General features: G+C 61.2%; 26 protein-coding genes. 20 read left to right on the top strand and 6 right to left on the bottom strand.

Annotated elements, in window-relative coordinates:
* Positions 1–69 precede the first annotated feature (69 nt).
* From TSO5_RS28485 to TSO5_RS28465, 5 genes are all read left to right on the top strand, one after another.
* Entirely contained in the window at positions 70–765 is a 696-nt protein-coding gene (locus TSO5_RS28485) for a hypothetical protein (protein WP_109154769.1), read from the top strand.
* A gap of 100 nt (positions 766–865) precedes the next feature.
* Complete coding sequence (locus TSO5_RS32830) at positions 866–1,174, top strand: hypothetical protein (protein ID WP_158282501.1); 309 nt, start codon at positions 866–868, stop codon at positions 1,172–1,174.
* Between the two features lie 1,207 nt (positions 1,175–2,381).
* Positions 2,382–2,777 carry a hypothetical protein gene (locus TSO5_RS28475; protein WP_109154767.1) on the top strand — a complete coding sequence of 132 codons (396 nt, stop codon included), beginning with the start codon at positions 2,382–2,384 and terminating at the stop codon, positions 2,775–2,777.
* A 374-nt stretch (positions 2,778–3,151) separates the two neighbouring features.
* Positions 3,152–3,454 (top strand): hypothetical protein, encoded by a 303-nt coding sequence (locus tag TSO5_RS28470; protein WP_109154766.1) that lies wholly within the window; start codon positions 3,152–3,154, stop codon positions 3,452–3,454.
* Positions 3,455–3,531: 77 nt separating this feature from the next.
* Positions 3,532–4,890, top strand: coding sequence for a toprim domain-containing protein (locus TSO5_RS28465; RefSeq protein ID WP_109154765.1), 1,359 nt, complete (start codon positions 3,532–3,534; stop codon positions 4,888–4,890).
* A 327-nt stretch (positions 4,891–5,217) separates the two neighbouring features.
* Here TSO5_RS28465 and TSO5_RS28460 read toward each other — a convergent pair whose 3' ends face one another.
* Positions 5,218–6,156 carry a M48 family metalloprotease gene (locus tag TSO5_RS28460; protein ID WP_158282500.1) on the bottom strand — a complete coding sequence of 313 codons (939 nt, stop codon included), beginning with the start codon at positions 6,154–6,156 and terminating at the stop codon, positions 5,218–5,220.
* A 261-nt stretch (positions 6,157–6,417) separates the two neighbouring features.
* Between TSO5_RS28460 and TSO5_RS28455 the strand changes: the two genes are divergently transcribed.
* Entirely contained in the window at positions 6,418–6,684 is a 267-nt protein-coding gene (locus TSO5_RS28455) for a hypothetical protein (protein ID WP_109154763.1), read from the top strand.
* 58 nt (positions 6,685–6,742) lie between these two features.
* Here TSO5_RS28455 and TSO5_RS28450 read toward each other — a convergent pair whose 3' ends face one another.
* Together TSO5_RS28450 and TSO5_RS28445 are read right to left on the bottom strand one after the other, a co-directional pair.
* Entirely contained in the window at positions 6,743–7,273 is a 531-nt protein-coding gene (locus TSO5_RS28450) for a hypothetical protein (protein WP_109154762.1), read from the bottom strand.
* Positions 7,274–7,278: 5 nt separating this feature from the next.
* Positions 7,279–8,220 (bottom strand): DsbA family protein, encoded by a 942-nt coding sequence (locus TSO5_RS28445; RefSeq protein ID WP_109154761.1) that lies wholly within the window; start codon positions 8,218–8,220, stop codon positions 7,279–7,281.
* 157 nt (positions 8,221–8,377) lie between these two features.
* Between TSO5_RS28445 and TSO5_RS28440 the strand changes: the two genes are divergently transcribed.
* Positions 8,378–8,947 (top strand): hypothetical protein, encoded by a 570-nt coding sequence (locus tag TSO5_RS28440; protein WP_109154760.1) that lies wholly within the window; start codon positions 8,378–8,380, stop codon positions 8,945–8,947.
* A 190-nt stretch (positions 8,948–9,137) separates the two neighbouring features.
* On the opposite strand, the gene TSO5_RS28435 is transcribed toward TSO5_RS28440, so the two are convergent.
* On the bottom strand, positions 9,138–9,737 hold the full coding sequence (locus TSO5_RS28435; protein ID WP_136705945.1) for a hypothetical protein: 600 nt from the start codon (positions 9,735–9,737) through the stop codon (positions 9,138–9,140).
* A gap of 669 nt (positions 9,738–10,406) precedes the next feature.
* Here TSO5_RS28435 and TSO5_RS28430 point away from each other — a divergent pair.
* From TSO5_RS28430 to TSO5_RS28400, 8 genes are all read left to right on the top strand, one after another.
* On the top strand, positions 10,407–11,033 hold the full coding sequence (locus tag TSO5_RS28430) for a hypothetical protein (protein ID WP_109154758.1): 627 nt from the start codon (positions 10,407–10,409) through the stop codon (positions 11,031–11,033).
* 110 nt (positions 11,034–11,143) lie between these two features.
* Entirely contained in the window at positions 11,144–11,542 is a 399-nt protein-coding gene (locus TSO5_RS28425; RefSeq protein WP_136705946.1) for a hypothetical protein, read from the top strand.
* Between the two features lie 129 nt (positions 11,543–11,671).
* A complete protein-coding gene (locus TSO5_RS28420; RefSeq protein ID WP_109154756.1) occupies positions 11,672–11,953 on the top strand; it encodes a hypothetical protein in 282 nt (93 codons plus the stop codon).
* A 109-nt stretch (positions 11,954–12,062) separates the two neighbouring features.
* The gene (locus TSO5_RS28415) at positions 12,063–12,584 is read left to right on the top strand and encodes a hypothetical protein (protein WP_109154755.1); all 522 of its coding nucleotides are present in this window, start codon (positions 12,063–12,065) and stop codon (positions 12,582–12,584) included.
* A gap of 11 nt (positions 12,585–12,595) precedes the next feature.
* A complete protein-coding gene (locus tag TSO5_RS32825; protein ID WP_158282499.1) occupies positions 12,596–12,766 on the top strand; it encodes a hypothetical protein in 171 nt (56 codons plus the stop codon).
* Positions 12,767–13,065: 299 nt separating this feature from the next.
* Positions 13,066–14,061: a conjugal transfer protein TraF gene (traF, locus tag TSO5_RS28410; RefSeq protein ID WP_109154754.1), complete on the top strand. Its 996-nt coding sequence runs from the start codon at positions 13,066–13,068 to the stop codon at positions 14,059–14,061.
* On the top strand, positions 14,058–15,476 hold the full coding sequence (locus TSO5_RS28405; RefSeq protein WP_109154753.1) for a conjugal transfer protein TraH: 1,419 nt from the start codon (positions 14,058–14,060) through the stop codon (positions 15,474–15,476). Before traF ends, TSO5_RS28405 begins: the two co-directional genes overlap by 4 nt.
* Before the next feature lie 6 nt (positions 15,477–15,482).
* A complete protein-coding gene (locus TSO5_RS28400) occupies positions 15,483–18,632 on the top strand; it encodes a conjugal transfer protein TraG N-terminal domain-containing protein (protein ID WP_109154752.1) in 3,150 nt (1,049 codons plus the stop codon).
* 25 nt (positions 18,633–18,657) lie between these two features.
* Here TSO5_RS28400 and TSO5_RS28395 read toward each other — a convergent pair whose 3' ends face one another.
* Positions 18,658–18,882 carry a hypothetical protein gene (locus TSO5_RS28395; RefSeq protein ID WP_136705948.1) on the bottom strand — a complete coding sequence of 75 codons (225 nt, stop codon included), beginning with the start codon at positions 18,880–18,882 and terminating at the stop codon, positions 18,658–18,660.
* Between the two features lie 5 nt (positions 18,883–18,887).
* Between TSO5_RS28395 and TSO5_RS28390 the strand changes: the two genes are divergently transcribed.
* From TSO5_RS28390 to TSO5_RS28375, 4 genes are all read left to right on the top strand, one after another.
* On the top strand, positions 18,888–19,160 hold the full coding sequence (locus TSO5_RS28390) for a hypothetical protein (protein WP_109154750.1): 273 nt from the start codon (positions 18,888–18,890) through the stop codon (positions 19,158–19,160).
* Positions 19,161–20,063: 903 nt separating this feature from the next.
* Positions 20,064–20,702 (top strand): transglycosylase SLT domain-containing protein, encoded by a 639-nt coding sequence (locus tag TSO5_RS28385; protein ID WP_109154749.1) that lies wholly within the window; start codon positions 20,064–20,066, stop codon positions 20,700–20,702.
* Positions 20,703–20,705: 3 nt separating this feature from the next.
* Entirely contained in the window at positions 20,706–20,993 is a 288-nt protein-coding gene (locus TSO5_RS28380; protein ID WP_109154748.1) for a flagellar transcriptional regulator FlhD, read from the top strand.
* 12 nt (positions 20,994–21,005) lie between these two features.
* Positions 21,006–21,650 carry a FlhC family transcriptional regulator gene (locus tag TSO5_RS28375; RefSeq protein WP_109154747.1) on the top strand — a complete coding sequence of 215 codons (645 nt, stop codon included), beginning with the start codon at positions 21,006–21,008 and terminating at the stop codon, positions 21,648–21,650.
* A 476-nt stretch (positions 21,651–22,126) separates the two neighbouring features.
* Here TSO5_RS28375 and TSO5_RS28370 read toward each other — a convergent pair whose 3' ends face one another.
* A complete protein-coding gene (locus TSO5_RS28370; RefSeq protein WP_109154746.1) occupies positions 22,127–23,068 on the bottom strand; it encodes a LysR family transcriptional regulator in 942 nt (313 codons plus the stop codon).
* Positions 23,069–23,100: 32 nt separating this feature from the next.
* Between TSO5_RS28370 and TSO5_RS28365 the strand changes: the two genes are divergently transcribed.
* Positions 23,101–24,144 carry an NAD(P)-dependent alcohol dehydrogenase gene (locus TSO5_RS28365; RefSeq protein ID WP_109154745.1) on the top strand — a complete coding sequence of 348 codons (1,044 nt, stop codon included), beginning with the start codon at positions 23,101–23,103 and terminating at the stop codon, positions 24,142–24,144.
* The last annotated feature ends 320 nt before the right edge of the window (positions 24,145–24,464 follow it).

Below are 24,464 nucleotides of genomic sequence, written 5' to 3'. Positions count from 1 at the left end.
CCCCGAGGGGGAGCAACGCTCCCCAACGGGGGCGATCTCCCCCTCTCTTCAAAGAACGAGAGGTGCATCATGGAGATCATCGAGAAGATGTTGATCTCCGCTGTGGCCTTCGTCTGCGTCACGGTCTTGCGGCTCTTCTTCAAGGAGTTCCGCGACCACAAAGACCCGACGAGGGCCATGGAGGAGGTCTTCCGCAGGCTGTTCCAGCGGCGGAACAAGGATGTGGTCCCGCAGCCGCCGACCGAACCCCATTTGGATCGGCGTGCAAAACGGGGCCGACTGGTTACGGTGTTTGGAGAGGCGGCGTTCGACGCCACCCACCAACTCGGTGCCTGGTCGGTCTACGCGCGGGACAATACCAAGACGCTCCAGAAGCGGGGCGTCTGGGACAAGCACATCCACACGCGTGACCACGCTTCGGTCGAGGCCCTGGCCCTGGGCATCCACCTGACGGTGGACGAGTTCGACCTGAAGCGCGGTGACATGATCGTGGCGCAGTCCGCAAGCGAGCACGCGGTCGATGTCCTGTCTGGACACAAGACCCTGCGCGACAACCGCAAAGATGAAGCCGCCACACTGGCGGGCGTGAAGGCCATGCTGATCGGAAGGGGCGTTTCCCTGACCGCCAAGCATGTCCACGACCCCGGAGGCGACATCACCAAGCGGTTCCGCGCCAGCACGCTGGCAGAGCACCACGCGCAGCGCGCACTCACCGCCCACCTCGCCGAACGCGAGCGCGGTGAGAGCAACGCCAAGCGGGCCTAAGCACGGGACACACCCGAGCCGCAGCCTGACGACCTGACCCCGAGGGGAGCCGATCCCCTCAGGGGCGGCCTCCCTCTTCGATCCCAGGAGGATGGAAGCCATGAAGATATCGACCCAGGACGTAGTTCCGGCCGAGCAACTCGCGACGCCCGCCTATGGCCATCTGGCCCCGGTGGACCTGACCGGTCCGGTGGACGAGGTGTGGACACAGCGCGAGACCGACGTTTCGAAGATGGGCTTCCAGGAGTACGTGGAAGCCGTGGATGGGGCGATGCTCAGGCACTGGCGGGTCGACACGTTCGATGCCCAGGTGGACCCGGACGCCTTATCTGATGCGCTTGACCAAGGAGTATCCCCGACGGAGTTCGCGCTTCGTTGGGGCTCTGCAAACGCGGTCAGCGGCCACTGACCATAGACCGGCGCTTCGGCGCCGGCCTTCGATCAACCCGAACCCTCGCGGGGAGCCCTCTCCCCGCAAGGGGAGGGCGTCTCCCTGCGCCAAGAGGTGCATTATGGAGAGGCGAGCAACACGAGTAACCGTCTTTGCCGACGCCAGCTTCTGTGGGAAGCGGCTGCGAGCAGGCTGGGCGGTGTGGGTACGATCGGGACGGAGGGTCTTCCGCTACAGCGGCCACGGACCCGCCGGCGATTCCTGCGAGGCTGAGCTGACGGCTCTGGGCAACGGCGTCATCGCCGCCGTCCATAACCTGAGGCTCTGTCGCGGCGACATCGTAACGGTGCAGTCGGACAACCAACACGCTCTCGGTGTGCTTGGCGGTTCGCAACGGGTCCGCGAGGACCGCACTGCCGATCAGGAAATTCACGGCGAGGTCATGGAGGTGGTCCGCAACCGCGGCATCAGGCTCCGGACCGAGTTCGTGAAGGGCCACCAAGGGGACGTTGACGTTCGGGCAGCGATCCAGGGGTGGTGTGACGCGACCGCCCGTGCCGCATTATCGGCGGCGGTGGTAGAGGAGCTGCTTGTCCAGCAGGGTCAGCCCTGCTTGGCGTAGCCAGTCCTTGGGTAAGCGGGAAGGGGGGATGCTCTACGGCATCCCCCCTTTTTGATTCCGCGCCGGGGATTGCGTCGAGGGCACGTGCCGCAGCGTTAAACGACGAATGAGAAGATCGTCTTTTACCTCTATCGCTTGGCCTTAACCCTGGCTATTATGAGTTCGCTTATCGCTTCCTGCTTGATGCGGTTGCGTGAGATCCAGCGCCGCTGGCGAGCTAGTTGGGCTCGATAAATAAGCAGCACTCAAGCCGCCCCTTGCTGGTCGGCACTCGCGCCGGGCCTGACGGCCTCGGCAGATTCCCCGCAGGGAGCACAGCCTCCCACCGGGGGACGTCTGCTTCCTCCGCCTTCGGCAGAGAGGTTCTCATGCGCAATTTGATCCTACTGGTCGCCGCTGCGGCGACGCTTGCGGGTTGCACTCCGGCCATCGTCCTCATGACGCCAGCCGCGCCGCCCTCTGTCAAAGGCATGTTCACCGTGCCTTCCAAGCTGTAAGCCGCCAGGGGCCAGTAGTCGCCACGACCACCCTCCCGGGGAACCTTCCCGGGACACGGGATTTCTCCCCCTGGCTTTCCTACCGAAACCAGTTTTGGAGACTCCCATGAGCAAGTGGTTCTATGAGATCCTGGATGACCAGGAGAATCGTCTGTCCCTAAGCGAAGTGCTGAGCAGCGATGCTCCGCGCATTTCGTTGATCCGTCGCTTCGATAAGGGAAGCGTCGTTTCCAGCCGGGTTGTCACGTATTTTGACGTGGACGACTACCCGGAAACTGGCCTGCGCAACGTAGAGTGCTTTCATCTGTGTGTCCGCGTCATGGGCCACGATGGTGCGATCCAGACGGCCCAGAGCCTGCTGACCATTCTTAGAACCCTTCGCGAAACGTCCGTGAAGGATCCGGCGAGTGCGCTCGCTACCCTCCGCGAAGGGGACGTCAATACGATCCTGTCGGCGTCGGAAGCTCGGCTTCGGTCTTCCCGGATCGCCGCTGCCGCCTGACAGCGATACACCGATCCCATGGGGAGTACATCTCCCCGCCGGGAGATGCCTCCCTCTCAATGCGAGGAGGACATACGTGGAACCTGTCACAACGCAAGTCCGCTGGCTGGCGAGCGGCACGCTCGCCCATCTTACCAGCCAAACGCAGTACGAACGGATCGACACGATCCGCCGCGCTTTCGTTCGCTTTGTCGATGAGGCTGAACAGCGGGCACCCGGAACCTTCGAAAGGTGGCCAGATGCCTGGGCAGCTTTCCTGAACAGCACGTCCTACCCGCGTCTGCAGTAGGCGTGCCTGATAAGATCCAACCCACCCGGGGAGACTGACCCCGGAGGGGAACAGGTCTCTCCCGATCACCGCAAGGAGAGACCTCATGCTGACCAACGAGCGTGCGCCACCTGTGGCGCCGGCCGACTGGCTGCTCGACACCGCCTGGACCGATCAGGACCTCGTCGCGCTTTGCGAGACGATCCTGCTCGAAACAATGGCCGCGGCAGTGGATGGTCGTAGTTGTCAACGCACTCGGGCCGAAGCCTGGGAGTGGATCGACAGCGACGGCGAGAACGCCTTTGGCTTTCGCATTTGCGCGAAGGCGCTGGGTGCGGACCCGGATGAACTCCGGGCTATGTTCCGTGAACAGGCGACCAGGCTCGGCCTGATCGCGTCCCACAACTGAAAGAAACCCCGGCGGGGACGCTCTGCTCCCCGCCAGGGGATAGGTGCGTCTTTGCCGAGTGTCGTAGGAGAACAATCGTGAACACGCTGAAAGCTGATGACGTCCGGAACGCTGCGCAAAAGCATGGCTGGATGGATATTCACGAGCGACTGATCGGCAATAGGCTTGACGGCCGGATCTTTCAGAAGGCGCCGGGAAGAGGGCGGTCCGTCTGCCCGATCCACGGCACCAGCAAGAGCAATGGCAGGGGTGACGGTTTCCGGTTCTTCAAGGACGCTGAAACCTCGGGCGGTGGCGTATGCAACACCTGCGGCAAGTTTGCGGACGGCTTCCGGTTGCTGATGGCGATCGAAGGCTGGACATTCCCGCAGACGCTGGAGGAGGTCGCGAAGGTCGTCGGTCTTGACGTGGGCAGCGGTCGTGTCCGGAAGGACGCTCCGCCGCCTCGTGTCCGGCCGAAGGTCGAGGCCAAGCCCCCGAACGACACCTTCATCCGCAACCTGTTGCGGCGGGCGTGGGCGGAGGCTGTTCCGGTGACCGATCCATTGGCGGCGCCACTGATGCGCTACCTAATGCGGCGCAAGCTTTCCATCGAACCCATCGCAGGTCTGAAGAACTTCCGCTTCCATCCGTCGCTCGATTACGTCGACGATGACGGTGTCGTGGTCGGTCAGTTCCCAGCTTTGCTGATGGGCGTGTCGGACGCCCTTGGGCGGCCCGCCACCATTCACCGAACCTATCTCACCGAGAACGGCGAGAAGGCTCCGGTGGAGGAACCGAAGAAGGTCTTTCCGCTGCCGAACGACCGCTCTCTGGTCATGCCCGTCGAGCATCCGCGTTTTGACGGCATGATGGTGGACGGTGGTGGCTTCATCCGCATGGGTGAACCGCAAGCCGGCGTACTCGGTGTTGCCGAGGGCTTTGAAACGGCCCTTGCAGTGCATCTGGCGACCGGCATGACAGTGTGGCCGTGCGTCTGTGCCGACCTCATGGAGCGGTTCATTCCGCCTGAAGGTGTGGAGCAGATTGTGGTCTGGGGTGACCTGGATCGCAGCGGCCGTGGCCGTGAGGCCGCGCAACGGCTCAAGGCGAGCGCGTGGGACATGGGTCGAAAGGCTCTGGTTTTCATGCCGTCATTATCGATCCCCGACAATGCGAAGGGAATCGATTGGCACGATGTCTGGGTCATGCACGGTCAGGCTGGCTTCCCTCGGTTCCGCACGGAGCAGCGGGCGGTCATGCCAATGGCTGTCGGCGACGCGGGGCCGCGGTACACGGATCGGGTTGAGCGAAATCTCCAACCGATCCATGTCCAGGGTCCGTGTTCGACACCCCAGAGCGAGGGCATTCGTGGCCTCATCGCGGAACCGTCGATGCGATCGGCGGCGCCACGGACCGGGCTCTTGGGTCGGCTGCGCAACTTCGTCAAATTTTGACGCGGCGGCAGCATGATCCTAGACGTCAGCTTGGTCCGCATCAGGCCGGGGGCGGGGGGATGCACATCCCTTCGCCCAGCTGGCTGGTTCCGAAGGTCAATCGGAGGATCACCTGGCCCTGGTGCGCCAGTGGTTCGAAGGTGCGTCTTCCCCGCACTGGTAGCGCAGAGTGTTGGTGGCGCGGTTTACCGCGTCCCCACCACCGGCGTTCTCCGGCTCACTCTTCGGCCGGGATTCTAAAACCCAAAAGCCCGTCTGTCGTCCATCGCGGACGTCGGACGGGCTTTTTTTGTTTTCGCCTTATGACCTCGCACCCAACTCCAGCCTTTAGAGAAACCGGCCGCTGATGAGAGCGTCCACGCGATCTTGGACAGGGGGATGCGTGGCGAACAATTTACCGGCCAGACCCGTGAACAGGATCGTGTCCTTGATCCCGAAACTAGCCAAGGCGGGGGAGTGTAGAGGGTTGGTCACGACCCGCTTGCCATACCCGTCTTCGGCGATCTTTGCGAGGGCCGCCGCCATACTCCGGGGTGAGGTGAGGGCCGCGCCAGCAGCGTCCGCGTGAAACTCGCGCCAGCGGTCGAGCTGGGCAATCAGCGCGCGGCACGCAAGCAGGACGAGCCACGCCAACTGCGGAAGGAAGAGGGCGACCGCGCACGCCATGGCAAGGTCTCGTTGCCCATGCCAGATGCCGAACAGCAACCCGGCGCCCAATAGCAGCAGCAGGGCAGGCGAGGCGCGGACCAGGCTGTGGGCGAAGGCCAAAGGCGAGATCAGGAACGTAGCGATGCTGTCCTGGACCGCCAAAGCGAGCGTCTTTACGAACGAATCCCCGTGGGCGACGTGCCCGACCTCGTGCCCTAGGACTGCCGCCAGCTCGTCAACTGACAGCCGGTTAACCGTGCCGACGTTGACCGCAATGAAATACTTGCCGCGCCGGCCAATCGCAAACGCGTTAATGGCGTTGCTGGGTACGACGCCGACCATGGGCGCGGCCCGGAGGCCCGCTTGTTCGGCAATGCTCCTGACCAAGTGGTAAAGCGCCACTTCGGCCGGAGAAACGCTCTTGTTCCGCTCGACCATACGCAAGGTGATGACCTTGGCTCCCAGCGCATTCGCGGCGCGCTGGCGTGCGAAGAGGAGGCAGCGCAGAAAGCGCTGGCACCAGCCCGCGAAGGGCAGGCCAATGAGCACCAACGCGACCCATGCAAAGGGCGTAGCGGCGCCTTCTTCCACGATGATGCAGGCGCTGTTGATCGTCACCCAGCCGAAGGGACCTGCGGCGACGGTTGTGAGCGCAAGCAGGGCCAGAGCTGTTGTAGTCGATCGGGTCCGACCAGGGATCCGGGGGGGCATGATCACTCCGTGGGAATCGTCGCAGAGCTGCGGCAACTACGCCGATCGTATTGCGTCGGCTGGTTCAACCGCGCCACTGAAAGACGTGGAAATTCGTCGCCTTTCCCCGGCGCGAAGCGGCTGCGCGTCCCGGTAGGATGCCGGCAATACGCACTGGAGTTTACCCCGATGGTCAACATGATCCTGCGAACCTTCTTGTTTGCCTTCTTCCTGCAGGTCGTGCGTTCACCGTTGGTTATGATGGTGATCGGTGTCGGTGTCGGCATGTACATCGAACACACGCGGCCGGGCACGACCGCCGTCGCACTTCACTGGGCCACCGGCGAGTTAGGCGGGGCTCTTGATGCCGTGAACCCGTTGGCCGGGTGGCTGGGCACCGCTCCGCAGCCCGTGCAAGCGTCGGGATGGGATACCGGGGCTTACAAGCTGCGTTGAAATGCGAACGGCCGGGGAGTACACCCCGGCCGTTCGTCATGTCTCAACTCTGCCCGCCTCACGGGGGCAGCATAGCCTTGTCGTAGCGGGCTTGATCCTGTGGGGACGCCGGATAGAACCGCTTTCGGCAGAGGTCGATCACCTCTTCCACCGGCATCGGCTCGCAGACACAGGCAGGCGGGTCGTTGGTGGCCGCCATGTACGCCAGATAGGAGGCCAATTTTCCCACAACCTTGTTGTTGTGGAACTCGGCCGGCAAGGCGGCCTGAACGATCTGCCCCGCAATCGGCGCGAAGTAGGGATTATCGGCGAACGGTGAGTTGGTCACCTCTTCGTAGAAGAGGCACTCTTGCCCCCGGTAGCGGGACCGAACCTCTGACGTGAGTGGCGACATCGCCACGGCAAACTCGGTGGAACTGACGCTGCTGGCGAGGACGCGGAGGATGATGGTCAGATCACGTTTGGCGACGGCCACCGCCTGCGTCGCCGCCTCAGTGTTCTTCCATATGTTCTGCTGGGGCGCCGCAGTGGCGGAGCCCGCAGCCGCCATCAGCAACAAGCCGATGGCAAGCATGCGGGGGAAGGGCATCTGGCTCAGCTCTTCTTGCGGGCCTGGTCGATCATCACCTGCATCTGGGAGGTCGGAGCGTACCCCGGCATGGTCGCTCCGCCGTCCAAGTAGAAGAACGGTGTGCCCTGGATCCCCAGGCTCTGGCCGAGGTTGAAATCGTTGGTAACCAGTGAGGCTACCCTCTCCGAGGTCATGTCCTTCCGCAGCTGATCCACGTCCAATCCGACGTCCGGACGGGCGGCCAGTTGCAGAATGCTCGCTTCGCTGATCTCGGTCAGCTTGTAGAGTTCACGATGAAAGGCATCGTGCTTGCCCTGCATCGCGGCTGCACGTGCCGCCTGGGCGGCGAGCCGGGAGGTCGGTGACAGAATGGGAAGTTCGCGATAGACCACCTGGAGGTCCGGGTTGTTGGCAAGAAGCTCTTCGACGACCGGCTGGGCCTTCTTGCAGTAAGTGCAGTTGTAGTCCGCAAACATCACCAGCCGCACCTTGGGACTGCTCACGGCGCCAGCCTTGATCGCGTCCTTCTCGAACAGGTCAGAAGCGCGGGCCGCGAAGTTCTCGGATTTGGGAGCGCGGGCCTGTTGCTGCTCGGCCAAGTGCTTGTTGACGCTCTCGAACACATAACCCGCATTGTCTTTCACCCACTGGCGCAGCACCTCGTCCAGCTGCTTCGCGTCGAGCGCTGTGTTTGGTGAGACCGCTGCCGGCGGGGAGATCGTGACAGCCTCTGCGGCTTTCCGAAGAGCCTGCCCCATATTCTCGGGCATGGCGTCGCTGCGGTCTCGGACCTGAGTGGTTTGCCGCAGTTGCTCATTCTCGATGGTGAGCTTTGCATTCTGCTGGGTAAGCCGCTCGACGCGATTCATCAGAGCGTCGACGATGCTGTCAACGTCCGCTGCAGCCGCAGGAGTGGCGACGGAGAGTGCCAAAAGGACGGGTAGGGTCAATAGGGGGCGCTTCACTCTTCATCTCCGGATAATCACGCTGCCGGAAGACTATCGCCATCGGGCAATTCGGCGCGCCACCGAAAGACAACGAAAACCGTCGCCTTTCTCTGTAGAGAAACAGCGTCTGAAGCTGCTAGGCGGGGCAATTGGAATTGCCTTGGGAGCTTACGAGATGATACGCACCCTTGCGGTCGCGGCCGTTGCCCTTCTCGCCACCCTTCATTTCGCGGAGGCGGCAGGTACGGCTCCTCTGAATGGTTCTCTGTCGAGCCGGTGCGGCGAGGAGAGCGGCGGGGGCATTCAGGATTATGCATCAGACCCCGCGGCCTCGCTCGTCGTCGAAGTGACGCTGTTCGACAGTGCGAACCGCTTGATTGAACAGGTGCCATTCGTCACGCGGCCGAACGCGGAGGTGTCTGCGCACTCCATTGAGAAGGTGAAACTTGCGCTGGCCGGGAAGGATGGCGCACCGCCAGCGATCATCTGTACCGGCCATGTCACTGCTGTGCGGGTAACGCCACATACCTCTCAGGAGGTCTCTGTCGAGTTGGTGGTTGAGGCCGCGGCGCTTCGCCGATCGGACTTGTTAGCGGAACAGCGAAAATTGAATAAGGTGCCGGAGCCGGATCAGGTCCGCGTCGAAGAAACGCTGCATATGCAGGAGGGGCAGCGTGTGGTGCTGAAGGTCGGCGGCAACGGCCCGGTGCGACGGATCGCCGTCGCTTTCGGCCGCACACGTTGACGCCGCCTGAAAGTTCGGTGTTCGATCGGGCACGACGCCAGCTCGTCTGACTTCCCGCTATGCCTCCAGGGTCGGTGTCCACCGGCTCCGACTGTCGGAGAGGTCGTACGCGTGCCTTGTCGTGGAGCTGTAGGGGAATAAGAAGGTCCGGCGGCAGGGCGAACCTAGTGCGCTTCGTGCGGGGTTGCGGTTACTGAGCCGCAAAGGCCAGATTGCCATATGATGCGGTGGCATCTTGGGGGGCTCCCTGCCGGAGCAACTTCCGTCCCCGGTTCGCAATTGCTCCTTCCGTGCGGTGCGGCAGTAGGCACTGGATCTCTTTGAGACTGGCGCTCCGCCACATGCTGAGCACGAGCGCGTCCTCGTCATCCGTCCAGACGTTTTTGGCATCGCGACCTGATACCGCCGTGGCCTGGGCGCTCCTGGGTCGGCGAAGATTGGCCCCATGGGCAGCTCGTCGAATTTGCGACAGCGACTTTCCCGGCAGGTGGCGCGCGATATCCTCCATCATCAAGTTCGGCGACGGATAGCTTTCAAGCAACACCAGAAACTCACCGATGGACCACCCGGTGGGCGGACTGCGCGAGGTGATCCGAATGTCGGGTTCTCCAGCCTCCGCTGCGGCCAAACCGAGTTCTTGCGAGTGATCGGTGATGCTGGTGCGGTTGGGTCCAGGCAGCACGGCGGCAATCTCCATTGAGCACGCGCTGGCGGGATCCATCTCCTGCAGCACGCGGACCTCGTCAGGCTTCCACTTGAGATCCGGCTTGGTCTTGCGTCGAAGCTTCATGCGTCGCGCCACGGATCGGATGCCATTCCAACTCCGCTTGGGAAGCAGGGCCTGGAGCTGGCGCCTGTCCATGGTCGGGAAGTGCGTACGGATGATCTCCCGTTCTTCATCAGTAATATGGGGCATAGTATCTAAGCGTGTGGTTGGTCGTTCCGCGTCACCATAGCGGCTGGGAAAGGCCTTCGCGCCAGCGAAAGGCATTGAATATCAACACCGTTTGGGCGGGTGGTCGGGCTTCACCGTTGCTGCCGGAAGTGCGGGATCTCATGCCTGGCGAGGTTGGTGAGCGGGTCGCCTGGCATCGGTAGCCTCGGCTACTGAAAGGCTTCGGTCTTTGCGCGCTCATGGCGGGCCTCCTCCAATTTTCGTGAACTCGTCGTTCGTCCCTGTTCTCTCGCGCTGGCGAAAGAGAGAGATAATCGTCGCCTTTCACCCCTGTTCCTCCCAGCGTCGAGCCGCTACATTGGGCCCACTTAGCTCCGCTTGCATGTCGCAGCGATTGCAAAGTGTCCGGCCTCGGCTGGGGACCTAGTTGGGGTCCTAAAATAACCAGCAACCAAGCTCCGCCTGCTGGCGGCGCATGAACGGAAGCTTCGCTTTCCATTCCCCATCGGGGCGCTCCAAGCCCCCGCAGGGCCATGGTGCGCCTCATCTCCGGACAGGTGCATCATGGAAAATCAGAACACCCTCTTCCCGATTCCCGGCACGCCGGAGTATTTCGCGGCTCGCAAGGTGGCCTTCGCCCTCATTCGTGAGGTCGAGACCGCCAAGGTATCCGCCGAAAGGGCTCCGACCTACGTCGCTGGATGCTGGGACGATGATAACGAAGATTATGAGCCGGTCGAGAACACCAAGCCTTGGGATCACCTGGGTGAGGTGCAGAAGATGGCCAAGGCAAACCGGCTTGTGATCGAGACCCTCAAGGCACAAAGACGCCTTGATCTCCTGGGCATCTCCCGTTGGGAAGCCGAGGCGATCATCCACGGCGAGCCTGCGGATATCCTGTACGATGAAACGGTGCTCGTTTACTGGCAAGGGCTTACCTACGATCAGCCCTGCGCATACGCCCAGCAGTTCGATATCGAACTTGCCCGGCCCCCAGGCAGCATCTGCTATCTGCTGACGAAGACAACCCACTTTTCGGGCGTTCGTCCCGGTCAGCCGGGACGCTGGAAGGAAATCACTTCCAGCGTCTTTACCGACCGGGATGAGGCTGAGACTCGGTATTGCCGCATCCTCTCAAGCGTCCAAAACTGGGCTCAGCAGGTTCGCGATCGCTACAAGCGCGCGGCCTGACCACGCCGGCACTGTCCGGTAGCATTCATCAACTCTCCCCATCGGGGCACACCGTTGCCCCACGGGGGTGGTGTGCCCCGTCGTCCGTCGAAGAGGACATGAGGTGCATCATGAACAGCAAGTTGCTGAAATCTGTCCCTGTGGATGTCCTGCAACGCGCCACTGCGTTCCTGCGGGACCACATGGATCATCTCATGCAGGGGCCTGCGTACAACTGCCCCGGCACCATGCAAGCCGACCTAAAGACCCTGGAAGAGATCCTCGCCTACAGCACGCCGGGGCGGCTGGCAATCGTGCTTGACGGCGGCTTGGTGCAGGGCGTCGTTGGTGAGAACCTTCCAAGCGATCTTGGAGTGGCGATCATCGACTATGACACGGAAGGCTTGGACGACGTCGATCTGGCGCTCGTTCGCCAGTCCGACGGCTCCGACGCTGAAGCGTATGTCACGCTTTCGTCCATCGATCGACCCGGCATCGACCTCAATAGCGTGTTCAGCAGCAGGGCGTGATCGTTCCGTAGTCCTGACCGCACATTCACAGCCGGCTTATGGCCGGCTGCTACAGCTACTTTCCCCAACCGGGGCGCGCTTCGCCCCTGGAAGGGGAGTGGTGCGCCTCATCGCTAAACAAGGTGCATCATGAAAAAGCTGACCAAGTTCATCGGCCTGACCGCACAGTTCCTCTACGAAGTGTCGGGCGGCAAGCTCTTCAGCAAGCCGCCGGCGCCCGTGGTGGTGACGGAGCGCACGGTCTACACAGGTGAGATCCTCCAACTCCGACGGCAAGCTTCGCTCGCAGGCGGATACTACCGGGTCTTCCTCAAGCCGACCACCGCAGGCGTCCGCCAGTGGTTCACTCCTCGTCTGAACCGCGACCAAGCTGTTGCGACCTTCTCGCGCATGGCGCGGCGGCTCGCCTGACAATCAATCCGCCCCGCCCGACCCCCTTTTGGGTGTCGGGCGGCGCCATCCCCAACCGGGGCACACGTTGCCCCAGGCGGGGGCGTGTGCCTCAATCACGAGGTCGCACATGCAAAAGCAGTCCATCACGCTGCACAGGGTAATCGGGCCGTTCTACGACATCTTCAACCGTCCGCTGCCTGCGTGGCATGTCATCATCGAGGTTCTCTCAACGGGAGAGCTGTTCCATTTTGTGGTCTATGGCGAAACCCGAGACGACGCATGGGACGTGATCGACGGAGCCCTCGGGTCTGGGAAAGCACTGGACGATGGCCGGAAGGTACCAACGACAGACCGGGCCATTTGGATCAACGCACTCTCACGGGGGCAATCCCGCCCCCAGGGTACCGAACGTGTCGTCATCGCCTACGGAGTCACGCCCTATGATGGGGAGTTTCGTTGGTTCGTGACCGTGACCGCTGAAGGGGGCAAGCCTCGTTCCATCAAGGAACGGCGCCCTCGGTCATACTTAACCGCAGCTACTGCACTCCGAGACGCCAAACTGAAGGCCGAGGAGCAAGGTGCGCTGTTTGGCACCAACTGGCAGGTGACGATTACCACTTCCAACGGTCCTTCGCCGACTGTCACGTGAGGAAAGGGAGAATGATGCAGAGCGTCACCATTCGGACCGTCGACAACAATGGCGACATCATCGGCGAGGAAACGTCGAGCGTGGTTCGGATCACCGACCCGAGCCAAATCCAAGAGATGCTCAACCTCATTCAGGCAGGGCTGACCTTTGAAGAGGCCGCGGCGCGGATCGAGGCCGCCTGAGGCCACTTAAACCAAAGCCCCCGGGGACGAGAGGCACTGCCTCTCCATCCGGGGCAACTACCCCGCTGGGACCTCAGTGTTCAGCATGGACGCCGCGGTCCCAGCGCTCCTTCGATTGGCTATTTTAGTCGGTCGAGAGCCGGCGCCGACCATGGCCAATCCTTCGTTTGGGCCATACAGCCATCGCTATGCTCCCTGGATCGTCCAGCGCTGTCTAACCCCCACGCCCGAGAAAGACATCGATTTCCCGCGCCTTTCAGCGGCGCGAAGGAGGGCCCTGGAAAGGTAGCTTGGCGAGCATGACGACACGCTCCGCCTTCATCAGCACCACTGCCGCTCTGCTCGCTGGCTCGATAGCCTTTTCTGCGTCGGCCCAGCAGCAAGCGCAGCCCGCGGGCTTCTTCGGCGATCGGGAGCGCGGCTGGTTCTGGTATGAGGTCCAGCCGGAGCCCGACGAGGAATCTCTCCCCCCGAAACCGGAACCCCCGCCGCCGCCGGCTGCAGCTGTTCCACCTCCACCGCCGCCCCCGGCCCCACCCCCGGAACAGCCGAGAACCCCAGATCCCCCTTCATTCGGCTCGGCCGCCTGGCTGCGGGAGAACCTGCCAAAGTACCGCGACCGCGCGCTGGATGAACCCAGCGCCGAGAACGTGCGCGCCTATTACGTCATTCAACGGCTCGCAATGGACAAGGCTTCGGCTTTCACGGATATGGCCCAGCGCGTTGTCGTGGGCGATCCGCTGCTTGATGAGACCGGCCGCCGACCGACGGCAACCTTCGCCGCGAACGAGATGAATGCGGTGGCGGGTGAGGCCACAGACGCAGAGTTGAAGGAAATCGCGGAGAAGGCCGGCATCTGGTTCTTCTTTCGGAGCGATTGCGTCTACTGCGACAAGCAGGCGCCGGTTCTCGAGATGCTGGAACGAGCCTATGGCTTTCAAATCACGGCAATCTCCCTCGATGGGAAACCCCTGCCGGGTGGGCAGTTTCCGCGCTTTAGGGCAGACAGCGGCCAGGCTGCAAAGGTGGGCGTCGAGCGCACGCCAACCCTGGTGCTGGTCCGACCGCCAGACGGAATTCAGACCATTGCCCGGGGCGTCCTGTCTCTGCAGGAGTTGCGGCGGCGCATCCTCACCGGAGCGCTCAATGCCGGCTGGATCGACCAGAAGGCGTTCGACAAGACACGCGCCGTGGACAATGGGCCGATGCTGCCTGCGAAGCTCGACATTCCACCTGAGATCGCTTCCGACCCTGCCCTACTCGTAAACCACCTCCGTTCCATGGTGAGGCAATGATCGAAATCGCCCGCAAGATGGTGGCCGCGGTCACTATAGCCGCGTGCCTTACTGTCACGGCCGCGCCGGGTCCAGTACAGGCCGCTGGGCTGCAGAGCCAGATGGACTCGTTGTTCGGGGCAATGAGCAACACGACACCTCCGGGCGTCTGGGAGACGCAACGGCGTGGCGTGTTCGCCGGCGGCCAATTCACCGCCAAAAACCGGATTATGAACGAGAATTTAGTCTCATTCGTGCCGCCGAGTTTTGAGGCTGGCTGCGGAGGCATCGATCTGTTCGGCGGATCGTTCAGCTTCATCAACGCGGATCAGTTCGTGCAGCTGATGCGTGGCATTGCGGCGAACGCCGCCGGCTACGCTTTCCAGCTCGCATTGGGATCGATGTGCCAGGACTGCGCGGCCATCATCGAACAGATCCAGAAAAAGATACAACAGCTCAACCAGTTCTTCGGGAACAGCTGCCAATTAGCTCAGGGAATCGTCAACGACACGTTGGGTGCCGCTCTGAACAAGCAGGAAACCGAGGCTTCCAAGATCAGCTTCACCAAGGGCATTGGCGACATCTTCGAGTCTTGGACGACGTCGAGCGGCAAAGGACCAACCCAGCAGGCTGCCGAGAACGCCCCCGACGACTTCTCCCAGAAGGTTAAGGGCAATATAGTTTGGCGCGCCCTCAAAAAGCATGCCGTCAGCGGCTGGTTTGTCGCTGGTGACGAAGACATGCTGGAGGCGATGATGAACGTCGCCGGTACGGTTATTGTTGGCGATATGAGCGATGCTGGGGGCGGCAAGCAGTCGCCGCGATACTCAGCTATATCGGGAAATAAGATCCGCTTTCGTGACTTGGTGGATGGGACCAACGGTCAGCCCGTCACCGTGCTCCGATGCGACACAAAATCTGAAGATGGCTGCACCAACCCGATCATGGGAACGATGGTCATCAAGGGCTTCAGGAAGATGCTGGAGGAAAAGCTCCTTGATGGCAGCGGTGGTGCTCCTGGCCTCGTGCATCGGATCGCTGACAACCAGGGTGCATTGAGCGCGGCGGACCAGGCATTCCTTTCTCCGCAGCGGTACGGCTTGGCTGGGTTGATCTTCCAGCTGGCGAAGCATGGACGTATGGGTGCAGTGGCTTTGACCGAGCGGGCCATCCCTCACCTTGCCTATGACATGGCGGCGCTCATGGTGGACGATATGATCAAGGCCGTCGAGGCTGCCGTGAAGGTATCCGATGACGCGCACGCAAAGGAACTGGACGCGCTTCTTCGGGATTCACGTACCGATCTGCGGGCTCAGCAGCAGCAGGTTCGGGGCCAGATCGGCGACCCAACCGAAATTTTCCGTGACTATCTCGCCATCCTGGATATCACGCAGAAAATCCGCTACGCCGCAACCGGCCCAGTCGCAAGGGATTGACGCCAGATGTGGAATATCAACAGCATTGGCGACAGCGCTTTTCTTGCTGAAATCCTCAACGCCGTAGCGATGATTGTGGGGACCGGGGAATTTTATGCAGTTGCTCAGATTGGGCTCTTGCTCGGAGCCTTGCTTGTTTGCTTCCAAGCGGTCGCAGCAGGGGCGAGAGCTATTGACTGGCAGAAGGTTTTTCTCGGTTGGGTCGTGTTCTCACTACTTTTTGGACCGTCGACGACTGTTGTCGTAACCGATGCTTACACCGGCCAAGTTCGCCCCGTTGCTAACGTGCCGGTTGGCGTTGCGGCTGGCGGCTCGCTCATCTCTGAGATTGGTTATCAACTCACGGTGCTCTTCGAGCAAGGGTTCTCGATGCCCGCAATGACCCAGCATGGCTATGGAAGTTCACTCGAAGTGATGAAGAAGGTTCGGATTCATTCGGGGGACCCGCTAATGCTTGGCCCGGCGAACAGATTTGCAGGAGGGTCGTCCAATTTCGAGAGGTCGTGGACCGAATACATTCAGCGCTGCACGATGACCGGCTTGAGTTCGGGTGCCATTGACCCACATACGATATACAACTCTGCAGAGCTTGTTTCTGCACTTAAGTTTGATTCTCGTATATGGATGGCCGAGTTGTGGCTCGGCAGTTCGGGGTCCCAAAACTACGATTGCACCGACGGGCATGCGCAGCTCGCTGCGATCACGCCCGTTGTTGTCCAAAAATACTTGGCCGAGGTTCTTCCGCCAGTGTTGAATGTGCCAGCCTCCGACGTACCGGCGAAGATCGGAGACGCACTCCTCGCTCTTGGCGTCACGGCAATTTCGCCAACACAATTCGTTACCACTTCCATTTTGCAGCCGATATTCGAGCGCGCCGCGGTAGCAAGGTCGGAAGAGGATCGCGCTTTCAGCTACGCCAAGATGATCGAGGACGCCAAGAACCAGCGTGCGATGTCGTGGATGGGCGAAGCCTCGATGTTCCGGAGCATCGTTCGCCCAATGCTTACCTTCTTGGAGGGCTTCACCTACGCCGTGACGCCGATCATGGGGTTCCTGGTGGTGCTCGGCCCCCTGGGCATATCGATTGCTGGCAAGTACATCCTAACGCTGCTCTGGATCCAATTGTGGATGCCTGTGCTCGCGATCGTGAACCTGTTCATTCACATGAGCCTAACGGGAAGGTTGGGAGGGCTTGAAGACTCCGGCTTCTCACTCGGGTCCATGAACGGCCTTTTGGCCGCCGACGGTGCGCTGCAGAAGTGGATATCCACTGGCGAAATGCTGGCCTCGTCGGTTCCTGCGCTGACACTCATGCTGATCTACGGTGGATCCGTAGCCGCCACGCACCTAGCTGGACGCCTTCAGGGCGGCGACTTCATCAAAGAGGATAAGGTGGCTCGGGACACGTTCAATGCCACACCCAAATACCAGATGGCGCCGAGCTATACCGGTGACCCGAGCCGCGTGACGATGGCTAGTGGAGCCGATCAGATGTTGACATCGTTCAACGTCGGATCGTTGGCGCAGAGTGCGGAGTCCTCGACCAAGAGTGTCGCCGACGCTAAGACGCATACCTTTGCCAGCAACCTCGCATCGACGGTTGGTACCCAAGCTGTTCAGCAATATCAAACTGGCCACAGCGAGATGTTCAAGTCGGGCTCCGCTTTCCAGGGCAGCAAGACCTACGAACTGGTGTCGAGCGCGATGAAGGGGGTGTCTGACAAATTCGCCCGTGGCGATGAGACTAAAACCCAACTCATCAACTCGGCCGCGTTGGAATATGGCCTTACAGGGAATATTAGTGCAGGTGTTCAGGCAAAGCTTGGGGAAGCGTTTGGTGGTTCTGTGAAAGGCGGAGCTGAGGCTGGGGTGGCGGTTGGAGCTGGTGGCAAGGTAACGGACCAAATGAGTGCGGCAGCCGGGCATTCAGCTGTTTCGCAGATCGAGGCGGCGATCAAATCTCAGTTTGGCCGAAACGATAAGCTCAGTGGCACGTTGACTGACACCGCAATGCGCGAGTCGGCCAACACCACCCAGAATAGCTTCACCAGCAGCCTTTCGGAAAGCCAGCAGAAGACGTTGAGCGAAAGCGCTCAACAAGCGCTCACCGCCCAAGAAACATACCAGAGAGCAGACAGTCTTGCGCGGTCCTTCGGTACGAGTCAGACGCTCTCGGCCGGTCAAGCTGTGAATGCGGTCAACCAACAACATGGTGGCAGAGAACGGCTTGAGTCCGAATTGGAGCGCCGTAACCTTACGGGTGCGCGTGATGCGTTGATTCGAATGGATGAGCGGACTGGTGGAGCGATAACAAAGGCCTTCGCTAACAAAGAAGACGCTATCACCTATGCTGGCCTAATGACTTTGAACAACCAAAATAAAATGCCCGGGGCGTCTTCTACTTCCTCCGCTGAAGTGACGGAGAGAAAAGCAGCATTGCTAGGCTTGCTCTCGGGCGCCACAAATCACAATAGCGGCCCCGTGGGTGATCCTGCCCGTAACTCGCATCTTGGAGGAGACGCGGCAGGAATGCCGCAGCCGCGCGCTGAGGTTGAGAGTGTGGTTGGCAGTAAGCCGATCCCTGCCTTCAGCCAAGTAAACGACAGAGGTGAGCCGAAGATGCCAGAACGGAGTGACCTTCAGACGCGCTTTGCCGCGTCTGAAGAACGGCATAAAGTGGAATTTGAGGACGACCCGCTACGAAAAGGCACTGAAAATCTCCACGGAAAATTGCGGGATCGCGTACGTGAGGACCAGGATCCTGGGCAGAACCGCTTTAACGGTTCGTCCGCGGCACGGGGCGCCTTTGAAGTATTCCAGCACGACCCTGGTCAAATGACCGGCATCGACGTAGAGCCCAAATCGCGGCAAGCTCCGGCGGCCGACAGCTTGCCGGCAGCACCGGGCGCTGCCCTTCCCTTGGCGCAGGGGAATGAAGCGCAGTCGATCACTCCCGGCGCATCCGTTACAGCGCCGACGCAGGCTCCGCCGGCCGACAATTTGCCGCCAGCACCGGGCAACGTTACGGCCTCCGCACAGGGGAGCAGGAGCTACCCAGTAGACGCGGTCGATACGACGCCCGCGCGCAAGCCTGGGGCTGATGGAGCGACGGCCAGTAAGCCTCCAGGCGTTTTAGCTCAGGGGCGCGGAAACTAACAGGCGCTGGCCATCAGCATTCAGGCTAGTCCATATAATCGCGCCCGGCGTCGAACACCGACAGCCGGGCGTGCTCATTTTCTGCCTGCAACAAGTCGCGAGCATACTCCACAGCTTTGGGGTCCAGCGCCGACAGAAATGGGGTCCGTTGCTCATTTTTTTCCATGCAGGAGCTATTGCGTTCGGGGCGGGCGCGGGTACGATCGTCGTATAGAGACGTTGTGAGTTCGTCGCCGTACAGATTGGACATCAACTATGATCGATTTTCTTTTCCACATGCGGCCCTTGGAAATTCTCATTCTGGGTCAGTTCGTGCTCATTTTCCTGGCTTTCTTCGCCTTTGGCATCAGTGCGTTGAAGTCGCGTTCGGGCCGCTCCTCGGTAGACGATCGTCCCTTCGGGATGGCTGTGCAGAACAGTGCCGGGCAAATCGGACCGTCATCGATAAACGTGGCTTCCGCTTTGCCGACGGAGAACTATGGCTGCCAGGTCAATAGCATCAGTCTCAGTCGCAGCCTTCTCGACTGAGCCGCCTTTAGCTGTCCCAGCCGATCACGCCCGGTTCCCTAGGAGCCGGGCGTTTCTGTTTGTTGAACGGATTGAAGCTATGTTGCCGACAGAATGGTGTCAGTCTCCAGGCAGTGCGCGCGGCATTATGAGGAAGCGTCGCCATCGGTGGCCCACTTGACTGTGCTGCATCCGGCCGGCGGGGGGACTCCGGGCGGGCCAGGAGATGCGGGTTTCACGCACCATTCGTTCAAATGCTGAAGGTTGAGGATACTAATCCTCGCTGGCGTGACACCCGTCGTCAGTGCTTCGCCAGCTTGCTAAGGAGTAGACAATGAGTGAGGTGACCGCCACTGACACTCCAGAGCACTGCGGCAGTACCCAGCCCGAATCCTATCCATGGGTGAAGGGCGTGGAGGTGCACTCCGGTGTACCGCTAGTGCACCTTGCTGCTTTCAAGTGGTTCAGATGCGAGCCGCGGTAGACAGCGGAAGATCAGCTTCCCAATAGGGGATAGGACCGCAGTCTCAACTGCGCGCGTGCTTTGGCCGGCGTCTAACGGCCCGCTGGAGACGGATGCGTGCCCGCATGCTATGGCCGTCGTTAACGACCCATTAAGCAAAAGTGAAGCGAAATCCAATCGACCAGTCCCGGCGGCAATGTAAGTGGGATCTCTGTCAAGAGAAATACTAGAAGCAGCATCGGCAACAGTGCATAGCCGGGTATGATTCGCCCGACGCGCTGCTAGCAAAATGGAGGCAGATGCTCCGCTGGTCGGGAGGGGAATTGGCTCGCCTATTCAATGTCGTGCGCGGACACAAAAAATTGCCTTGAATTTCGATTTATTACTTGCGTGCATACGAAAGTTAAGTGATAAAGCAATCGTTCGAGGTATCGCGCGCATCTAAAGGGCGTAGGCACACGATGTGGCCGGTTAAGCACTACGACAAGGGGGCCAGCAAGCCGGGCTCGCCGCAGCAAAAGCGGCGCCTGATGTCCGCGGTCGCGGCTATCGGGACGGCGATGATGGCCGCGATCAGCTCACCAGTTTCAGCCTTCAGCCTTTCTGGGACTGCCTGGGAAGTAGCAGCAGCAGAGGAGGGGATTGATCCCTACCTGCTGTTCTCCGTGGCGCTGGTTGAAAGCGCCAGGCACGAGAACCGCTTCGCCCGACCCTGGCCCTGGGCGCTCAACGGCCCGAAGGGCAATTTCTATGGTGACGATCGCAGCGAAGCGGAGCGTCACCTTCGGAGCATGCCTTCGGCTGATCTGCAGCGTACCGCCATTGGCATGATGCAGGTTTATGTCGGCGCCCACGGCAAGCACGTTACAGACCCGGCCGACCTTTTGGACCCAGTTCTGAATTTGCGCATGGGGGCGACCATCCTGCGTGAGAGCATCGCATCAAAACCTGGCGATCTCGCACTTGGCATCGGGCGCTACAACGCATGGCAGAATGAGCCAGCGGCACGAGCCTATGGACAGCGAGTCCTCGCCGTCTACCAGCGCCTCAAACAACTGACCGGAAGCGGTCTTTCCGTGTCCTCGCTTTGGAACGATTGAACGATGACCAACAAGTTTGCAGAGGACTTTCGTGATCTGAACCGCCACATGCTGCTCCTGCTTCAGCGTGTTGCGCAAGAAGACCTGGGCGAGGCCACGGCCCGTTTCGGTGTCACGCGTGCGTTTGCGGAAGACATTCGTGATGTAAGCATCAGCAAGCTTCAGGAAATGGCGTCGGAATCGCTGTGCCTCTTTCAGCCGCGCCCGATGATGCCGGACGCTCTTGAAAAAGGTGAGGCGCCATCAAAGCAGCTCGCGCTCCTGCGCTCCGTTTCCGTGCGTCAAGGTTGAGAGGCGCCGCTCATGAACCGCCTATCCCAACATGCTCAAATGGCCCTGGCGATCAAGCTGATCGTGTTCGGTGTTCGGACGTCGATCGTCCAGCTCCACACAGGCATCTCCGCACCGATCCTGCGTGCACTTTACCGTGAGATCAACAACGGCGAAGCGCCCGTGTCAGGTCAGATGGCCGAGTCCGACGGAGTGGTCAGCACCCGGCAGGACGTTATCGAGGCCAGCCTGTTTTTGAACCTGTACGTCCATGTCGGCACGGAAACGGTGTTCCGGACGATCAACATCGACGCTTTGATTCGAGCTTATGGCTTGTTCTTGGAGTTTCGCGCGGAGGCCGGGCTGGTCGCGGTTCCGAAGATCGGACCCACAGAGGCTTGGATTTTGGTCCGTGACCTCCGCATTCGCGATCTCTCCCTGCGCTCGTGCGAGTGCGGGTGTACCTACGCGGTGGTTCACAAACATCGCCTGCTTCCCCGGTGCCCAGCGTGCGGGGCCGACAATGAGCCGGCCATTAACTCCTCGGAGGGCGCGACGCGGGTCGGACGGCCGACCTCCATTGTCTCGTCGGCTCGCGCATTCTTCGCCGATGAAGCCGACAGGTCTTCAAAGCCTCTCAGCTTCAGGTCGGTCTCCACAATCGCCAATCCGTCCTGATGCTCCAAGTGGAACACGCTGGCAAGTGGGAGCATCCTGGGAGCCCGGGCGGGCGCTGCAATGACCTACAATGGTCGACGTCTCCAGCTCGTGCCAACTGGCCGTAGACAGAGGGCGGCGTTCGGAAGGCGCTGAGGCCGCGTGCGATGTGTCGATGGCCATGCCATCAATCTGACGGTCTCACCGCCCTGCTGGCATCCTCTCGGTTCTGCCCACTCTGCGGTAAGCGGACTATAGACAGAGAGTTCTAAAAACCACGACTGATGACACCCCTGGGCCCTGTTGTCGGGTCGGCCCGCCACCCAAGGTGAGGGCCTTCAGATGACAGCGGCACGACCCGGACCGGGAATATTGCCGCGTCCGGGGAGCGAAAGGGAGCCGGCTTTTGCAAGACGCGGCACGGGTTCAGTCGCCCTCTTGAAGGCCACCTTTGGCTCGCAATGCTTTGCGCACCAGATAGCGGGACCGCGCGGCGGTCAAGCCGCCTGGATATCTGATCTGTGGTCCAGCGCCTGTCGTGTAACGCGCGCCAGGGCGTCCACCACCGTGGCAAGGGCGCCGAGATGCGGAGATCGGAGCAGCGCCACGTCCAAGCACAAGGAGATCCCGGGTGTGGCAATCGGCACGATGCCCGTAGGCTTCGCCTGGCGAAGCAGCCGTTCGGGCATCAGGCCAAGGCCGAGCCCTTTGCGCACGAGGGCAAGTTGCAGCCCGCCGTTCTCGATTTCTGCTGCGACAACCGGGATGCGGCCATCACGCGAGAGGACTTGGGTCAACAAGCGGCGCGCATCGCACGGCTCGGGGCTCAGAACCCAGGGGGCGGTCATGATGGCGGCGGATGTATGTCGGATTGCCGTGCCGCTGATGACTGCTAACCGCTCCGTACCCAAAACTTCCGCGGCATAGACCGGCGGTCCGTCGCTCAGCACGATGGCGGCGTCGAGTACACCAAGGCGATGCTCTTCCGCCAAACTAGCGCTCCAGCCCGATTTTAGGCGCAGCGTAACCTTTGGGAAGGCGGCGATTGCTTCACAGATGGCCTCCGCCAGGCTGTCGTGAGCTAGCCCATTGGCCAAGCCGAGCCTCAGCACACCTGCGGGTTCCGGCGCGACGGCAAGCTCCTTCATAGAGGCATAGGAGGCGAGGATCTCGCGGCAGCGTGTCAGCACCTCCCGTCCTGTCGGTGTCAGCACCGGCGGCTTCTGTCGACGGTCCAGCAGCGACGTGCCGACCGCCTCTTCCAGCCGCTGGATTTGGCGGCTAACGGCAGGTTGCGTCAGCGGGAGACGGCGAGCGACCTTCTGCACAGAACCCTCCTCTGCGAAGAGGATAAACGTCCGCATTTCGTTCAGCATGATCGTTTCCAGCATAATCTTTTTGCATATTATGAATTTGAGCGTGAGGTTAGACAAGGTCATCGTTTCCGCATCGTCCTCGATAGGAGCGCAAGATGCCGAAAGCGATCGTCCTTAATGACAAGCCAGGTTTCGATAATCTGATACTGGTCGAACGCCCGCTCCCCCAACTGCGTCGGCAGGAACTGCTGATCCGTGTGCGTGCAACGTCGCTGAATTACCGTGACGTGGAGATCGTTCGCGGCAGCTATCACACACGCTTTGCGCTGCCGCTCGTTCCCCTGTCCGACGGTGTCGGCGAGGTCGTTGCCACCGGGGATGAGGTCACACGTTTCAAGGTCGGCGACCGGGTGTGCAGCACGTTCTGGCAGCGATGGGTCGCCGGACCGTTCGAGATGGCCGAGCCTTCCTATCAGCGGGGCGGCCCGCGTGATGGGCTGCTGTCGGAATACGCCCTGCTCGACGAGCAGGCGGCCGTCCTTGCGCCACGCAACCTCAGCGATGTGGAGGCGGCGACCTTGCCCTGTGCGGGTGTCACGGCCTGGCACGCGCTGATCTCGGAGGGCGGTATAAAAGCTGGCGAGACCGTGCTGGTTCAAGGCACCGGGGGCGTATCTCTGTTTGCCTTGCAGTTCGCAGCCGTCAGCGGCGCCCGCGTCATTGTCACTTCCAGTAGCGACGCCAAGATCGATCGTGCCAAGACGCTCGGTGCGTTTTCTGGGGTAAACTACAAAACCAATCCCAACTGGAGCGACACGGTCCTAGAGTTGACCGAGGGACGAGGTGTCGATCACGTCATTGAGGTCGGCGGCCCGGGAAGTTTCACCCAATCGCTGAAGGCTGTGTGCCGTGGCGGCCAGATCAACGTCATCGGCTATCTCGGCGGCACCGAAGGGGCGATCAACCCGCTGGACATCTTCCGCCGTCAGGTTCGGGTCCGCGGCATCCCCGTCGGATCGCGCGCCTCCTTCGAGGCCATGGTCCGTGCCATCGAGGCGAACAACCTGAAGCCCGTTGTCGACCGTGCTTTTCCATGGACAGACGTGGCCGAAGCGATGCGCTACCTGGAAAGCGGTGCCCATTTTGGGAAAGTCGTGCTTGAGCACGGGTGTCCGTCAAGTGCTGCAAAGAGTATCTGAGGTCCACCAATCGTTCGTTCTTCTGGTGGTTCAAGGCTCAAGCGATCCCACCTGCACCGATCACCCTCAACCGACCGAGGCAGAGGCATCAGTTCTGCCGTGGTCGGTCCTATGCACGCCTCTCTGCTCCCAAGTTACGAGAAACCGACAGCAGATCAGCGGGTTTCCGGAGGGAGACCATCAAACGTGAGTCCTGAAAGCCGCCTCTAAGCCAGCAGGGCGCCTGAGGAGAAATCAAGTTGTGCATCGGCCTGCAACACTGGGCCAGTTTCAGGGGTGATCGGCGTCCAATAACCAGCCACCCCTGATCTGGCAGACTA

The sequence above is a fragment of the Azospirillum sp. TSO5 genome (assembly GCF_003116065.1).
Classification (GTDB): domain Bacteria; phylum Pseudomonadota; class Alphaproteobacteria; order Azospirillales; family Azospirillaceae; genus Azospirillum.
This window is presented reverse-complemented; position numbering and strand designations above follow the sequence as displayed.

Excerpts from the sequence above, each read along its gene's own strand:
- TSO5_RS28395 (WP_136705948.1), bottom strand. The coding sequence starts at position 18,882 with ATGTCCAATCTGTACGGCGACGAACTCACAACGTCTCTATACGACGAT.
- traF (WP_109154754.1), top strand. The coding sequence starts at position 13,066 with ATGACGACACGCTCCGCCTTCATCAGCACCACTGCCGCTCTGCTCGCT.
- TSO5_RS28380 (WP_109154748.1), top strand. The coding sequence starts at position 20,706 with ATGACCAACAAGTTTGCAGAGGACTTTCGTGATCTGAACCGCCACATG.
- TSO5_RS28385 (WP_109154749.1), top strand. The coding sequence starts at position 20,064 with ATGTGGCCGGTTAAGCACTACGACAAGGGGGCCAGCAAGCCGGGCTCG.
- TSO5_RS28420 (WP_109154756.1), top strand. The coding sequence starts at position 11,672 with ATGAAAAAGCTGACCAAGTTCATCGGCCTGACCGCACAGTTCCTCTAC.
- TSO5_RS28450 (WP_109154762.1), bottom strand. The coding sequence starts at position 7,273 with ATGCCCTTCCCCCGCATGCTTGCCATCGGCTTGTTGCTGATGGCGGCT.
- TSO5_RS28375 (WP_109154747.1), top strand. The coding sequence starts at position 21,006 with ATGAACCGCCTATCCCAACATGCTCAAATGGCCCTGGCGATCAAGCTG.
- TSO5_RS28405 (WP_109154753.1), top strand. The coding sequence starts at position 14,058 with ATGATCGAAATCGCCCGCAAGATGGTGGCCGCGGTCACTATAGCCGCG.
- TSO5_RS28370 (WP_109154746.1), bottom strand. The coding sequence starts at position 23,068 with ATGACCTTGTCTAACCTCACGCTCAAATTCATAATATGCAAAAAGATT.
- TSO5_RS28430 (WP_109154758.1), top strand. The coding sequence starts at position 10,407 with ATGGAAAATCAGAACACCCTCTTCCCGATTCCCGGCACGCCGGAGTAT.
- TSO5_RS28435 (WP_136705945.1), bottom strand. The coding sequence starts at position 9,737 with ATGAAGCTTCGACGCAAGACCAAGCCGGATCTCAAGTGGAAGCCTGAC.
- TSO5_RS32825 (WP_158282499.1), top strand. The coding sequence starts at position 12,596 with ATGATGCAGAGCGTCACCATTCGGACCGTCGACAACAATGGCGACATC.
- TSO5_RS28485 (WP_109154769.1), top strand. The coding sequence starts at position 70 with ATGGAGATCATCGAGAAGATGTTGATCTCCGCTGTGGCCTTCGTCTGC.
- TSO5_RS28415 (WP_109154755.1), top strand. The coding sequence starts at position 12,063 with ATGCAAAAGCAGTCCATCACGCTGCACAGGGTAATCGGGCCGTTCTAC.
- TSO5_RS28440 (WP_109154760.1), top strand. The coding sequence starts at position 8,378 with ATGATACGCACCCTTGCGGTCGCGGCCGTTGCCCTTCTCGCCACCCTT.
- TSO5_RS28365 (WP_109154745.1), top strand. The coding sequence starts at position 23,101 with ATGCCGAAAGCGATCGTCCTTAATGACAAGCCAGGTTTCGATAATCTG.
- TSO5_RS28400 (WP_109154752.1), top strand. The coding sequence starts at position 15,483 with ATGTGGAATATCAACAGCATTGGCGACAGCGCTTTTCTTGCTGAAATC.
- TSO5_RS32830 (WP_158282501.1), top strand. The coding sequence starts at position 866 with ATGAAGATATCGACCCAGGACGTAGTTCCGGCCGAGCAACTCGCGACG.
- TSO5_RS28475 (WP_109154767.1), top strand. The coding sequence starts at position 2,382 with ATGAGCAAGTGGTTCTATGAGATCCTGGATGACCAGGAGAATCGTCTG.
- TSO5_RS28425 (WP_136705946.1), top strand. The coding sequence starts at position 11,144 with ATGAACAGCAAGTTGCTGAAATCTGTCCCTGTGGATGTCCTGCAACGC.
- TSO5_RS28470 (WP_109154766.1), top strand. The coding sequence starts at position 3,152 with ATGCTGACCAACGAGCGTGCGCCACCTGTGGCGCCGGCCGACTGGCTG.
- TSO5_RS28390 (WP_109154750.1), top strand. The coding sequence starts at position 18,888 with ATGATCGATTTTCTTTTCCACATGCGGCCCTTGGAAATTCTCATTCTG.
- TSO5_RS28455 (WP_109154763.1), top strand. The coding sequence starts at position 6,418 with ATGGTCAACATGATCCTGCGAACCTTCTTGTTTGCCTTCTTCCTGCAG.